At 31.2% G+C, this 14,448-nt stretch carries 14 protein-coding genes and 1 pseudogene; 6 read left to right on the top strand and 9 right to left on the bottom strand.

What is annotated here, in order from left to right; genetic code table 11:
• Positions 1-14 precede the first annotated feature (14 nt).
• Positions 15-986, bottom strand: coding sequence for a hypothetical protein (locus Q4Q34_RS08565; protein ID WP_303316847.1), 972 nt, complete (start codon positions 984-986; stop codon positions 15-17).
• Positions 987-1,745: 759 nt separating this feature from the next.
• Here Q4Q34_RS08565 and Q4Q34_RS08560 point away from each other — a divergent pair.
• Together Q4Q34_RS08560 and Q4Q34_RS08555 are read left to right on the top strand one after the other, a co-directional pair.
• Positions 1,746-3,521, top strand: a complete 1,776-nt coding sequence (locus tag Q4Q34_RS08560) for a tetratricopeptide repeat-containing sensor histidine kinase (protein ID WP_303316846.1) — start codon at positions 1,746-1,748, stop codon at positions 3,519-3,521.
• Between the two features lie 3 nt (positions 3,522-3,524).
• Entirely contained in the window at positions 3,525-4,271 is a 747-nt protein-coding gene (locus Q4Q34_RS08555; protein WP_303316845.1) for a LytR/AlgR family response regulator transcription factor, read from the top strand.
• Here the strand turns inward: Q4Q34_RS08555 and Q4Q34_RS08550 are convergent.
• From Q4Q34_RS08550 to Q4Q34_RS08530, 5 genes and pseudogenes are all read right to left on the bottom strand, one after another.
• Positions 4,272-4,631 (bottom strand): annotated as a pseudogene (locus Q4Q34_RS08550) (JAB domain-containing protein); the annotation flags it as partial.
• A gap of 144 nt (positions 4,632-4,775) precedes the next feature.
• The gene (locus Q4Q34_RS08545) at positions 4,776-5,885 is read right to left on the bottom strand and encodes a Fic family protein (protein ID WP_303316844.1); all 1,110 of its coding nucleotides are present in this window, start codon (positions 5,883-5,885) and stop codon (positions 4,776-4,778) included.
• 133 nt (positions 5,886-6,018) lie between these two features.
• Positions 6,019-6,300 carry a hypothetical protein gene (locus Q4Q34_RS08540; protein ID WP_303316843.1) on the bottom strand — a complete coding sequence of 94 codons (282 nt, stop codon included), beginning with the start codon at positions 6,298-6,300 and terminating at the stop codon, positions 6,019-6,021.
• A 3-nt stretch (positions 6,301-6,303) separates the two neighbouring features.
• Complete coding sequence (locus Q4Q34_RS08535; RefSeq protein WP_303316842.1) at positions 6,304-6,573, bottom strand: helix-turn-helix domain-containing protein; 270 nt, start codon at positions 6,571-6,573, stop codon at positions 6,304-6,306.
• Positions 6,574-6,640: 67 nt separating this feature from the next.
• Complete coding sequence (locus Q4Q34_RS08530; protein ID WP_303316841.1) at positions 6,641-7,855, bottom strand: site-specific integrase; 1,215 nt, start codon at positions 7,853-7,855, stop codon at positions 6,641-6,643.
• Between the two features lie 808 nt (positions 7,856-8,663).
• On the opposite strand from Q4Q34_RS08530, the gene Q4Q34_RS08525 reads away from it, so the two are divergent.
• From Q4Q34_RS08525 to nadD, 3 genes are read left to right on the top strand one after another with little or no spacing between them, the layout of a single operon-like run.
• The gene (locus Q4Q34_RS08525) at positions 8,664-9,521 is read left to right on the top strand and encodes a YicC/YloC family endoribonuclease (RefSeq protein ID WP_303316840.1); all 858 of its coding nucleotides are present in this window, start codon (positions 8,664-8,666) and stop codon (positions 9,519-9,521) included.
• 22 nt (positions 9,522-9,543) lie between these two features.
• Positions 9,544-10,116 carry a guanylate kinase gene (gene gmk, locus Q4Q34_RS08520; RefSeq protein WP_303316839.1) on the top strand — a complete coding sequence of 191 codons (573 nt, stop codon included), beginning with the start codon at positions 9,544-9,546 and terminating at the stop codon, positions 10,114-10,116.
• 10 nt (positions 10,117-10,126) lie between these two features.
• Positions 10,127-10,705: a nicotinate (nicotinamide) nucleotide adenylyltransferase gene (nadD, locus tag Q4Q34_RS08515; protein WP_303316838.1), complete on the top strand. Its 579-nt coding sequence runs from the start codon at positions 10,127-10,129 to the stop codon at positions 10,703-10,705.
• A gap of 240 nt (positions 10,706-10,945) precedes the next feature.
• Here the strand turns inward: nadD and lysM are convergent, their stop codons facing one another.
• Positions 10,946-11,431: a peptidoglycan-binding protein LysM gene (gene lysM / locus Q4Q34_RS08510; protein WP_303316837.1), complete on the bottom strand. Its 486-nt coding sequence runs from the start codon at positions 11,429-11,431 to the stop codon at positions 10,946-10,948.
• Between the two features lie 222 nt (positions 11,432-11,653).
• Entirely contained in the window at positions 11,654-12,595 is a 942-nt protein-coding gene (locus Q4Q34_RS08505; protein WP_303316836.1) for a nicotinic acid mononucleotide adenyltransferase, read from the bottom strand.
• Positions 12,596-12,725: 130 nt separating this feature from the next.
• Here Q4Q34_RS08505 and Q4Q34_RS08500 point away from each other — a divergent pair, with 130 nt between their 5' ends.
• Positions 12,726-13,727: an NAD(P)H-dependent glycerol-3-phosphate dehydrogenase gene (locus Q4Q34_RS08500; protein WP_303316835.1), complete on the top strand. Its 1,002-nt coding sequence runs from the start codon at positions 12,726-12,728 to the stop codon at positions 13,725-13,727.
• A 262-nt stretch (positions 13,728-13,989) separates the two neighbouring features.
• Here the strand turns inward: Q4Q34_RS08500 and Q4Q34_RS08495 are convergent, their stop codons facing one another.
• The gene (locus Q4Q34_RS08495) at positions 13,990-14,385 is read right to left on the bottom strand and encodes a hypothetical protein (protein WP_303316834.1); all 396 of its coding nucleotides are present in this window, start codon (positions 14,383-14,385) and stop codon (positions 13,990-13,992) included.
• Positions 14,386-14,448 lie beyond the last annotated feature (63 nt).

Here is a 14,448-nt window from a genome sequence, read left to right as displayed (position 1 = left end):
TTGTGATTTTAGATTTATTTTAATTCATTGATAATCTCCAAACACTCATCATTTTTCGGATTGAGCAAATAGGCTTCTTTGGCATTTTTTAAACTAACCTCATATTCGCCATTAAACAATTGCATTTTAGCTACATTGTATAAAGCAAAAGACTTAGCTTTATCATCTAAAGACTTTTGAGGAATGCTTTTAATCATGGCATAACCCCCTTCAAAATCATCTATTTCAAGAAGTGTAATTGCTTTTTTTAAATCACTATTAAACTTTCTATGGGTTTGAAAATTGATTTCATATTCTTTTTGATGAAGGATAAAAAGCTCTTTAAACTGAATGCCAATATCTTCTTTTGCATCTTGATAAAACCCTATGGGGTCTAATTGAGGTGGTATTCTGTAATCATGAAGTGAACCTGACTTTTCTATTTTTGATTTTAAGTTTTGCGAAAAAAGAATACTCGCTGTTTTTAAATCAATAATTTTAAAATTAACATCAAGTCTATAAACTCCAATTCGTTTCCAACTTGGAGAACTAGAAAAAAGACCATCTACCTTTTTTACAGATTGACTAAAATTATCAGTTTGTATTCTTACAAAAACGATAAGCCCAGAACTATAGAATTCACCAAGTTTTTTAATTTGAGATTCATTAACTAAACCACTTTGCTGAAAATCGAATTCTTTTAAGAGTGATTGTGTTTTACTTCTATCAACTAAGGTTAAACCTTTTATGCTTGTAATATTATTTGCAAGCTCATCATACATATCTATGCTATGTGAATCGGCTATATTTTGACGGTTAACAACCTCTGAAATTATAACTGTTTTTACATTTGAGATATCGAATACAGGTTGTTTATCTACTTTATAAGTAATTCTGCTCCAATCATCATTGAACATACCCCCAATACTCTTATTTTGAGCAATTAACGGCTGAATAATAAAACTACTCATTAGAATGAGACAGCTTATAAGAAATATTTTTTTCATTCCTAAATTTTTAAAATGTTAATTAATAGCTAAACACAAAGTAAGTTTGACAAATGGGGAATTTGAAGGAATAAGAATGCCCATTATGGGTCACGGATATGGATGAGAAATGTATTCATACGGCAAAAAAATAGCGTGGAACTTAATTGTGTCTCATCTGTAGAGGTACTGGTATACCTTAACCCAAAGACAGCAACTAAGCCCACGCATTACCGCAGGCATTAGCAACTTAGTCTCTCGCTTGGATTAGATGAAAATTACCAGTTTTCTACAGAAAGCGAAATTCGTTAGCTAATGCTTATTTTATAATTAATTTGTTATTATTCTATATATCTGTGTTTTATACAATTTACGTTTAGGGAATCTAAGATAGAGATTCCAAAAACCCTGCCAAATATTTTTTTATTTTTTTATACAAGAAGTAATATAAATCAGATTAAACTCTTCTTTTATTATTTTATGTATCTATCAGATAGCAACTAAGCCCATGATAATTCATGAGCTTAGCGCCTTTACTTTCACTTGGATTGTAATAAAAACCAGTTTTCTACAGAAAGTGAAAGTGTATTTGAATTTTGATTACCTATACTTATTTTAATTAAAGATATCTACATATCGTTTAATCAATGAACTTAAATTAGTTTACGTTGACATTTATTTAGTTTACGCAAATAAACCATACTTTTCATTATCAAAATCAATCAATGTAACAAAAAACACATAAATTAGAGCAATAAATTAATTAACCAACTCTCCTCAATGAAAAGAAAAAACATTTTTATTTTAGGTATATTTTTTTTGATTATATGCAATGTTAATGCACAACAAAAAGTCATAGACTCCTTAGTGCATTTAATAAAAAATTACGGAACACCTGACTCTACCTACATTGATATTAGAACACTATATCAAATGAAAAAATATTATATGACTCCATCTGACTCTTCATGGCTAGATTATAGTATTAAAACTGTAGAAGTTGCAAAAACAATGGATTATCCTAGTGGATTAATTGCTGCTCACGGAAATTTAGGTGTTGTATATCAATATACTCTTTATGATCCATACAAAGCTATTGATAGTTATCAAAATGTATTAAAAGTTTTAGAAGAAAATCCTGAGTTACCAAAACACGCTATATATTCAGGAGGCGTCTTGAATAATATTGCTTTAATTTATTTGAGACAAGGAGAATATGAACTAGCAAAACCGTATTTCAAGAAATCATTAAAATTTGCAAAAAACGACCCAAACACACTAACAAATTTAGGCAATATATATGGATATCAAAAGCAAGCAGATTCTGCGCTATACTACTATAATAAAGGAGTTAATGAGGCTAAGAAGAGAAAAGACTATCCAAATTTAGCTAACTTATATAGCAATGTAGCACGTATATTAATTGAAAAAGAAAATAAAGGCGAAGAAGCTATTTCTTATATTGAAAAAAGCTTTGCCTTAATTGATGAGCATGAAATTAACATTATACGAAGAACAGTTCTCATCAATGCGGCTATGGTTTACTTAGAAAATTCTGATTTTAAAAAAGCTAAAGAATATGCGCTAGAAGCCAAAAATTTAAAATCAATCAATACGCTGAACGATTTGTTCACCGATAGTGGTCTTTGGAATGCACTATATCAAATATACTTTCAAACAAAAGAATACAACAAAGCATTAGACGCATATAAAACACATAAGAAGTTACTTGATAGCTTGCAAAGTAATGAGCGTAAACTTGAAATATCCAAAAAGCAAATTCAGTTTGAAGCGGATAAAAAAGAATTGATAGCCCAAGCAGAAATCAAGCAACAAACTCTAATAAGAAACATAAGTATTGGAACAGGCATTTTAGGTATTTCTGCTTTAGCAATAATACTAACCCAATATAGACGTAGAAAAGAAGCTAATTTAAATGAAAAACTGGCAAAATCTGAACTTAGAAAATTACGAGCACAGTTAAATCCACACTTTATATATAATAGTCTAAACTCTATGAGTGATTTTGTACTCAAAAATGACAAAAACGTATCAAGCAATTATATTGCAAGATTTTCTTCAATGATGCGTGGAATTTTAGATAATTCGAGTGAAGATGAAGTATATTTAGAAAATGAAATAGAATTTTTAAAAGGGTACATAAAACTAGAACAAGAAAGGTTGGAGAATAAATTTGATTACAAAATTGAAGTTGACCGTGATATTGATATAGAAAATACTTTAGTCCCTCCAGCTCTATACCAGCCCTTTATAGAAAATAGTATTTGGCATGGATTATCAGATAAAAAAGAGAACGGAGTTCTAACAATTATTTTTAGTAAAGACCAAAATTCACTTGTATGTACTATTGATGATAATGGAGTGGGTATAAAGAAAGATGATACTCTTGATAAAAAATCATTCGGAATAAGTAGTTCTAAAAGCAGGGTAGATTTTTTAAAACAGATAAAAAAATCAGAAGCACAAATTGAAATCATTGAAAAAGATGAAGGTGTCCGCGTTAAAATACAAATACCTCTATCTTTAGAATTTTAATCTATGATAAAAACACTGATAATTGATGACGAACAGCATGCTATTAATACCATTGCAAATCATTTAAAGCCCAATAATAATTATACAATTTGTGGCACTGCTAAAACAGTTGATGAGGCCATTACGATAACGAAACAACAACAACCCTCACTTGTGTTTTTAGATATTGTCTTAGGCTCTAAAACAGGCTTTGACTATTTAAATGTATTTTATCCAAATATAGATTTTAATGTCATTTTCACTACTGGATATAATGAATATGCTGTTAAAGCATTCGACTATAGCGCACTTCATTTTCTTTTAAAACCTGTAACATCAGAAAAATTTCAAGATGCGCTTTTAAGAATGAGTCAAAAAGTTAGCCAACAGGAAAATTTGGAACGTTTAAAAAGCCTTGAATATAATTTTAAAAATCCTAATGGATATAAATTTATTCATTTATCAACATCTGAAGATTATTTTAAAATTGAATCAAAAGATATTCTATTTATTAAATCGGATAGTAACTACTCTCATTTCTTCTTAGCTAATAACAAAAAAATTATAATTTCAAAAACATTAAAGCACTATGCAGAAATATTAAAGGATACTCATTTTTATAAAGCTCATAAATCTTATCTAATTAATACTGAGCAAATGAAATCTTATAATAGAAGAACTGGCTTATTAACAATGAATGACGATACTAATATTCCTGTTGCTATAAGAAAACGAAAAGATTTTGTTAAAACTTATTTTTCAGAAAAATAACTACATTAAGCCTAAATCAGCAAATGATGCATACCTATCATCTGTTATAATAATATGGTCGAGAATGGATAAATCTAAAAGTTTGCCGCCTTCAATCAATTTTTCTGTCAAATTTTTATCGGCTTGACTTGGTGTTGTATTGGAAGATGGATGATTATGACCCAGCACTAAGCTACAAGCACGTGCTTTGAGCGCAGAGGCAAATACAAACTTCGGGTCAACCAATGTACCAGATACACCGCCTTTGGAAATTGGCACAATCCCCATACAGCGATTATTGCGGTCAAGAAGAAGTATTTTAAATTCTTCTTGTAGGTTGATAGCCAAATCATCCCAATTTTCACGGAACAATCGATACGCATCTCGAGATGATTAAATTTTCGGACGGTCATCGGCTTTGACTTTCCGCTTATAGGTTAGTTCAATTTCGGAGATTTTAAAGAGGTCAATTTTTGTCATGCAAACAACATGACAGAAAGAATAAAAATGATGTACTGGCAGATATTATTCTAAAAAATTGATTTGATAAGACGTACTACGTCCATCACCCTCAACTTTAAACACACCTAAATTCTGTAATTTTTGTAAATCCCTTGTTGCTGTTGGTTTAGACGTTTGGGTAATTCTCATATATTTTTTTGCAGTCATACCTCCTTCAAATCCTTTTGGCCCTTCTTCAAGCATCCGTTTAACAGCTTTTAATTGTCTATCATTTAATTGGCTTTGATAACGATCAAATAACTTGGTTTTCTTCAATGTGAAATCAATCAGGGATTCTGATTCATCCTGAGCCTTTAATATAATATCGATAAAATATTCCAGCCAAGGCGTAATTTCATTACTGCTTTGTCCTGTTTTTAAAGCATTGTAGTAGTCTTTTTTTCTTGCTTCTATTGTCGCTGAAAGACTTAAAAGAAGTGGGTAACCAACAGTCTGTGATAATGCTTTTTCTGCAATGGCACGTCCAATACGCCCATTACCATCCTCAAACGGATGGATGGTTTCAAAATAAAGATGTGATATCGCCGAGCGTATAGGTGCATATTTAATTATTTTGGAGCCATTGGGAGCAGTCTCATTGAACCATTTAATGAAATTGTCCATTTCTAATGGTATTTGCTTAGATGGTGGAGCTTCAAAATGAACAGTTGGTTTGTCTATTCTTCCCGACACAACTTGCATAGGAGCTTCATGTGTCCGCCATGTTCCAACATTAATATTTGAAGTTATAGGGAAAATCATTTTATGCCAATCAAATAATTTTTCTTTATTTAGAGCATCGGCATAACTATTTTGCACATCTGTTATAAGGCTTGCCATACCCTCCGCGTTTTTATCTTTTACTGTTTCTTGGTTAACGTTCAGTCCTAAATTATTACGGATAGAAGAAAGCACATCTATTCTGCTTAAATACTCACCTTCAATCTCTGAAGTTTTAATCGCTTCGGCAACCATAATATCTATCATCGTTTGAACATGGTCTTCTTTTGACATGGCTTTTAAAATACCACTAATACGTCCTGACTTTTCAGCAAAAGCATAAAGCCTTTCTTCCAACTTGCTTATATCGTAGCTGAATTTTGTCCAATCTTTTTGTTGCCAATTATAGGTCATGAGCCGATTATATCATATTATTGGCTCAAAAATACATAAAAAAATGAGCCGATTAACAAAATTAATCGGCTCATTACTATTTTATGGCTTATAGATATCGTATTTATTTCCCAAATACGGATGTTTTTTGGGGCTATAAATCCATATCCATCCCTTTATCTTTGTCCTTTTTTGGGTCGCTTATATCAATATAGGATTTATCAATACTATCCATATCAAAAGGGGGGATAATGTCTTTTTCTAAGGTTTGTTCCTTGTTGTACTGCTCTATTCCGTCTTTCATAGCCTGTATACGGTTATTCCCTGCATTAATTCCCTCTAAAGCATCGGATTTTAACCCTAACTCTTTGGCAACTTCATAGCCTTGGTTAAAGCTTTCTAAATAATCTTTATCAACTTTTGTTTGTTCTTCCATAGTTTAAAAAGTTTCATAAGCCTTACTTTCTAGATATTCATTGATAGAATTACGGTCATAAACAATGATGCGAGGTTGTGGTTTAGAAAAACGGATTTTCCCCTCATCTCGTAATTTCTGTAACGTTGTTTTAGAAGAAATATTAAGAATGGACATAGCTTCATCGCCATCAATCCATTTTCTGGGTTGGTCAACACGCTTACTTTCTACATGTTCAATCACCTTATCAAACAACGCATAAAATGCATCTTCTTGAATACAAACGACTTCCATAAATTCTAATTACAATAACGAATTACTAATATCGTAAATTATTAAGAATTACAGGCAATTCTGACGATCAAAAATTAATTACTTTTTCCAAAGCATCGTCAGTGTCCTTATGCATGAAGTTTGCTTGATAGTTTATTGTCGTTGTAATGGATGAATGACGGTAGAGCTTTTGAAGCATCTGAATTGGGATTTTATCGCCTGATATATTGCCAAAGCTGTGACGTGCAATATGCATGGTTAGTTTTTTATTGATTTCTGCTTTTTCTGCAATTGTCTCAAGATATTTATTAAACTTCTTCGTTGCTGTTTTGACTTTGTTATAAATATCTTTTGGCTCTTTTAAGTTTGCTTTTTTCATTTCTGAAAAAATAAAATCATCACTAGATTGTTTATCACTTTCATAAAATTTCAAAATTGAGATAATTTTTTCTGGCAATTTAAGAGATAAAAGTTTGTCATTTTTACCCATGCAGTAATGTAAACGACCATCGTAAATATCACTCCATTTTATCATCAACACATCACCGACGCGCATCCCTGCTAAATAAAAACTAAACAACCATACATTACGGGCATATTGCTCTTGTTTAGATAAATTATTGAGCTTTTCAATAGATTGTATCTCATCAATGGTGAGACCAATTTTTTCAGTTTCTGGAAACTTGATACGGATTTTGTCCGAACCAAAAGGATAAAGTTTTCTGTCTACAATTCCTAAACGAATGGCTCTATTATAAAGGGTACGGATAACAATAAGGTTATTAATAATAGAGCGCTGCGATATTTTCCGTGTAGTCTTTAAATGAAGTGAAAAACGGCGCAATAATGCTTCGTCAATTTCTTGAAAACTTAACGCATCATTATCGACAAAACGAGTAAAGTGATTAACACGGGCTTTATCAGATGACAATCGGCGCAATTTATTTGTTTTCTCCAACTCATTTAGATACTCGTCAGCTATTTCTTTAAAGCTCGTTTTTGTTAAAGGCGCAACAATTTCCTTTTTAATCTGCTTTGATGAAACTTGATTTTTTTGAGTTTCTAAATCAATTAAGGTTTGGTTTGCTTCGGCTAATTTTTTTAAAAGAAGGTTATTAAGGTGTTTAGAATTCGAGTGAGATTTACGCACCTTATGCTCACCATCATCCCAATATTTAACATCAATATATTGCCCCGTATAAAGATAGGTTGTTTTACGGTTTTTTGTAATCCGAACTGCTAACGGAAATAAGCCTTGTTTGTTTGGTTTCTTACGAAGTACTACCTTTATGCTCGATGCCATATCAATTAATTTATACCAAAGATACAAAATTCAGGTACAACAAATAGTATTTTTCGTTGGGTTTCGTTGGTGAACTTTGATTTAAAAAAAATGTAATTATCTGATTTTCAGAATTATTAACAAAAACGAAAATCATAGCACGCTGGATTCAAAATCCAGTTCTTTCGGGAGTGTGGGTTCGATTCCCACCTTGAGTACATATAAAATCCGTAATACAATTGATTTTTAATTGTTTACGGATTTTTTGATTACTTAGTTTCTTTTCTTTGATTTTTTTGCTTTACACTCATTCAGAACAGTTACGCTTATAGCAATTTGAACCTTCTATTCAGCAACATAATTACTGAATTCGGTAATGAATAAATGTTTTATTTTAGAAGAAAAACTATACTAAACACTTCTACATAACAAACAAGAATTTTAACTAACACCTCGATGCTCTGTATTTATTAGCAGTCTTAAAAAATTCCAAAAAATTTACCTAAACCAAATACGAATATACCATTAAAGAACGTTCTTAAATTATCAAGTTAACAGTTCAAACAACAATATGCCAATACAAATCAATTAATAGTATTGATTTAAAAAAGTAGTGTTTTCTTAGGACAGTTAGCACTATGCAAACTCTTTTTAGAGCATTTTTGCGAATACCCCGAGATTAGTAGGTTTTCTAGGGGTATTCAAAAAAACTTTAGGTATTAAAATGACCCATTCCAGAATACAAAACTACAGATTAGCTTAAAGTACTTATTATCTATTTCCTATCCTTTTGGTTTTAATTACCTTTGCAAAACTTAATACGTACATTATGATATATTCAATGACAGGTTATGGAAAATCTGTATTGCAATTACCCACAAAAAAAATAACAATAGAACTTAAATCTCTTAATAGTAAAAATTTAGATTTAAATGTAAGAATGCCTTCTATTTATAGAGAAAAGGAATTATCTATTCGAAAGCTTCTTGCTACAAAATTACAAAGAGGTAAAGTTGATTTTTCTATTTATGTAGAAGCCACTGCTGAAGACACATCCACCCAAATAAATACGCCTGTTGTTAAACAATATATGGAACAATTAAAACATGTAGTCGATGGAGACGCCATTGAACTTCTTAAAATGGCTGTTCGTTTTCCAGATGCTTTAAATACGGTTCGCGAGGAAATTGATGATGATGAATGGAAGACTATCGAAGCACAAATAAATGCTGCCATAAATGATTTAATTGATCATAGGTTAGATGAAGGAAAAGTGCTTGAGCATGATTTTAATAAACGTATTGTTGCCATTGGGAATATTCTTGAGGAGGTTATTGCTATGGATCCAGAACGTGTTGAAGGGGTTCGCGAACGATTACTTAAAGGCGCGGAGGATTTAAAAGAAAAGTATGATGAAAATCGCTTTGAGCAAGAGCTAGTCTATTACATAGAGAAATTTGATATTACCGAAGAAAAAGTACGTTTAAATAATCACTTAAATTACTTTACAGAATGTATAAATTCTAAAGACTCTAACGGGAAAAAACTTGGGTTTATTAGCCAGGAAATGGGTAGAGAAATAAACACTATAGGCTCTAAAAGTAATTATGCGCCAATGCAGCAATTAGTGGTTCAAATGAAAGATGAGCTTGAAAAAATTAAAGAACAATTATTAAACGTACTGTAATAAACGTTAAAACGCATTGACATTGAACAAAGGTAAACTCATAGTATTTTCTGCACCTTCAGGTTCTGGAAAAACAACTATTGTAAGACATTTATTAGGTATAAAAGATTTGAATTTAGAATTCTCAATATCGGCAACTTCTCGAGAAAAACGAGGAGAAGAAATAGATGCAAAAGATTATTATTTTTTATCAGCTAAAGAATTCAAATCCAAAATTAAAAATGATGAATTTTTAGAATGGGAAGAAGTTTATCGCGATAATTTTTATGGTACTCTAAAAACTGAAGTAGAGCGTATTTGGGCCATGGGTAAACATGTTATTTTTGATATTGATGTATCTGGAGGCTTGCGTATAAAGCGAAAATTCCCAGAGGAAACTTTAGCTATTTTTGTAAAGCCACCAAGTATTGACGAATTAAAAATTAGATTAAAAAAGCGTAAAACAGAAAGCGAAGACAAAATAAACATGCGTGTTGCAAAAGCATCGGCAGAATTAGCAACAGCACCTTTATTTGATGTTATCGTTGTAAATGACAATTTAGATAACGCTCTTGAAAATGCACATAAATTAGTCAGTGGTTTTCTAAACTCTTAAAACATTCAGAATGAAAGTTGGGCTATATTTTGGTTCTTTTAACCCTATTCATATTGGACATTTAGTTATTGCTAATCATTTAGCCGAATATAGTGATCTGGACCAAATTTGGTTTGTTGTAACTCCTCATAATCCATTCAAAAAAAAGCGTAGTTTACTAGATAATTACCAACGCTTAGAAATGGTATATCGAGCTACAAAAGATTATATAAAACTTAAACCAAGCGATATAGAGTTTAACTTACCACAACCAAACTACACTATAAATACGCTTGCTTACTTACAGGAAAAATATCCTGATAATGAATTCTCTTTAATAATGGGTGAAGACAATTTAAAGAGCTTTCATAAATGGAGAAACTATAAGTTAATTCTTGAAGACCACCATATTTACGTTTACCCCCGCATTTCTGAAAACAAGGTAGAAACGCAATTCGAAGGGCATAAAAAAATACATCACATCGACGCTCCCATTATGGAATTATCTTCAACACTAATACGTCATGGGATTAAAGCTGGTAAAAATGTGAAACCAATGCTTCCGGAATTCGTTTGGGAGTATTTGGATGAAATGAACTTTTATAAATAGTTTTGAAATACTCGTCTATTCTAAAGCGATTGATTTTATAAAAAACAACTTTATTTAACAATCTTAGTTACAAGAAAATTTACACTAAACTTATTTATATAATACCTGAGCACGTTAAACATGTAGACACAGAACTTCTGGGCTACACGGTTCAATTATTTAAGGATGGGGTGAGCAAACATAAAAAAGCCAACTAAATTTAGTTGGCTATAAAAACTATTTATGCTATTAAATAGATTCTTAGTCCAGAACTGGGATACGTAATAACTGTCCTGGGTAAATTTTATCTGGGTCTGAAAGCATTGGTTTATTAGCTTCAAAAATAACAGGGTATTTCATAGCATCATTATAAAATTCCTTTGCAATTTTTCCTAAAGTGTCACCACTAATTACAGTGTGGAATTGCGCCTCAGGTTCTGTTTCCTCAACTTCCATTTGATCATCAACAATAGCTATACCTTTAGAGTTTCCAACAACCAATACTACTTTTTCTTTAGTAGCCTGATCGTAAGCTAATCCTTTAATGATTGCAATATCATCATCGATAAAAATATCCAAATTTTCTACTTGTAATTGTAAATCTACAATTGTTTCCTTAAGTTTTTCGGCGGCAGCCTTTTCTAATTTAAGTGCTTCTGCAGCTGCTTCGGCAGCATCTTCTTCAGTTGTTGTACCAATCCCAAATATTTTAGCACCAGCATCTTTAATAAATGAAAACAATCCCATAATTTTTAATATGTTTTTTGAGGGTTTATGCTTTTTAGACACTAAAAAAAAGAGGAAGTCACATACTATATGTTTTTTTAATAAAGAATTTCCTGAAACGAATAATTTCGGTGGAAACCTCTTGCAAGCCTTGGAAAAATTCGTTTAGATCGAACAAAAAAAGAAACCGCCTAAAGAATAGTTCTTTAAACGGTTTCTAAACTAAATAACCAACCAAAATTTTTATTTAACCCTAGTATTTTCTCTTGGGTTTTCTACTTTATTTTTTCTAAACTTACGCTTTTTATCAACCGTAGTTTTTCCTTTTGCTTTTGTATCTCCATTTTTCAGGTATTGTATATAACCTCTACCTTCAAATTCATAAACTGTTTCAGACGATGGGTGAAACAACTCTATCTTTCCATCATTTATAACGCTCAATTCAAAGTATTCATTGTTGAAGAAATCATAATCTAATGTTAAAGTTTTTAAATACATATCTCCGTTAACATCTCCTACACCGTATATTCCTGTATAATCCCATATAAGATTATTTGTAGAAGTTCCATTTTCATCTTGAGAACTTTGGAATGTTGAGTCGTTTCCTCCTGCTAAAAACTGTAAGTAATTTTCGTTATCAAATTCATTTATAGCTCCAAACTCACTCGTATGCGTCTTTTCCCAAGCTTCATATTCTTGTAAGAAATAATGAATGTTATCATAGAAAACAAAATCGTAATCAAAATTACTACGTTGATACCCTTCTAGAAAATAAGATGTATCATTATTAGGATTATAAAACTCAATTGTATTGCTATCTATTTGAAAAACATCAAAAGTTTCAAATCCGTCAATATCATGAGAAACATCTAAAACCATATCATAAGCATCATATTCTCCAACATCGATACCAAAACCATTTCCATTTTCACCCAATCCAACGATATTGTTATTTGCGTATATCACGCCATTTCTAAAAGATATTGTAAATGCTTTTTGTAAAAAAGGGGTTTCACCAAATCCTTTGGTACTATTAATATCAACATACCATAATTCATGTGAATTTAATAATTGATTTATAGATATTCCAGGTTCTAGTTCGTCTTCAATATTTACTTCTGTATAGCACGATGTAAACAATGTTGCTGTTATAGCAAAGCTTAAAAGTAATTTTACTGTCCTCATAATCAAACATTTTTAAGTTTTATACTTTTATGTTTTCAAAACGCGTGCCAAAAAACAATTTCTTAATCTTTTTTGACTGAGTAATGATTATTATTTTGTGTATTTTTGAGCCGGAAATGATTAGTTATTTATGAATAAACCTTTAAAATATGCAGTGTTTGGAGCAGGAAGTTGGGCTACTGCTATTGTGAAAATGCTTTGCGAAAATTTAGATGAAGTTGGTTGGTATATGCGAAGTGTTTACACTAAAGAGCATTTATTAAAAGAGCAGCATAACCCTAATTATTTAAGCTCGGTTGAATTTCATTTAGAACAACTAAAAATCAGTAACGACATTAACGAAATAGCTGCTTATGCAGATGTTTTATTTTTTGTAATTCCTTCTGCTTTTATTCATGGTGAGTTAGAAAAATTAGATATTGACATTTCTAATAAAACCATAGTATCTGCCGTAAAAGGCATTATGCCCGAAACAGGGCTTTTGGTTGGCGAGCATTTTCATGATGCTTACAATATTCCTTATGATAATATTGCAGTTATTGCTGGCCCTTGTCACGCAGAAGAGGTTGCTTTAGAGCGCTTATCTTATCTAACTATCTCATGCTCGGATACAGGAAAAGCAAAAACGATTGCCAATAAATTATCTAGTGACTATATAAAAACAAAGGTAAGTGATGACATTATAGGTGTAGAATACGCCGTTATGTTAAAAAACATATATGCTATTGCCGCCGGAATTGCTCACGGTTTAGGTTATGGTGATAACTTCCAAAGTGTGTTAATGAGTAATGCCATACGTGAAATGAAACGTTTTATTAAAAAAATGCACAAAATGAAGCGTAACATTAACAACTCTGCTTATCTGGGCGACTTATTAGTAACTGGTTATTCGGTTTTTTCCAGAAATCGCATGTTTGGCAATATGATTGGTAAGGGCTATACTGTAAAATCTGCTCAAATGGAAATGAACATGGTAGCCGAAGGTTACTATGCTACAAAAAGTGCTCATTTGCTTAATCAGAAAAACACTAAAAAGACACAGCTCCCAATTATTAATGCGGTTCACCAGATTTTATATGAAAACAAGAACCCTAAAAAAGTGTTTAAAAAATTAACTGAAAAGTTGGATTAAAACTACTGTCATCCAGAGTGCAGCGAAAGATCTCATAATTATCATATTCAATGAAAGACAAAGGTTTACATAGTAATATAATTATTTATTTAATATAAAAATGACTTTAGATTCTTCAGTCGTTCCTTCTTCTGAATGACAACGTGGTTTGCTTTTTATTTTTATAATGCTATCATTCTAAACACTGTAAAAAATCTCAAACCAAAACATTTGCAAATTCTTCTAAGTGCTGTTGCGAGTTTGTAGAGAATATATGGTTTCTTTATTTCGCCAAAACTCCTTTTACACCTATTAAAGGCACTGGTTGTAATGCTTTTAAATTAATGGTATTCTTTCTAAATAAATAAGTTTTGTCAAACATAGTATTACCTTCAAAAAAAGAGACTTTAAACGTGTTATTGAGAGCGAATAATTCTTCTTGCATCAGCTCTATTTTTGCATAACTTTTTTTTGGAAGTTTATCTAGTTTCTTTCTGAATATCGAAGTTGTTTTATTCTCAGAATACCCACTGGTAACAATAAGAATCATTTCTAGATCAATGTCTTTATCATTGATTATATAAGCATTCCAATCTTGAGTTTTATAAATGTCATTGTATTCATTTACAATGGCTATGTAAACGCCTTCAACTTTAGGAATTTGGATGTCTTTTTTCATTTCTTGTTATTACTGCCTTTCGTCTACGCTCAAGGTAAACTTCAACAGGAACCCACTTTATAA

Origin of the sequence: Flavivirga abyssicola, from assembly GCF_030540775.2 — a bacterium.
Lineage (GTDB): Bacteria > Bacteroidota > Bacteroidia > Flavobacteriales > Flavobacteriaceae > Flavivirga > Flavivirga abyssicola.
The sequence above is the reverse complement of the archived record's forward strand: the minus strand, read 5'-3'. Positions and strand labels throughout refer to the sequence as shown.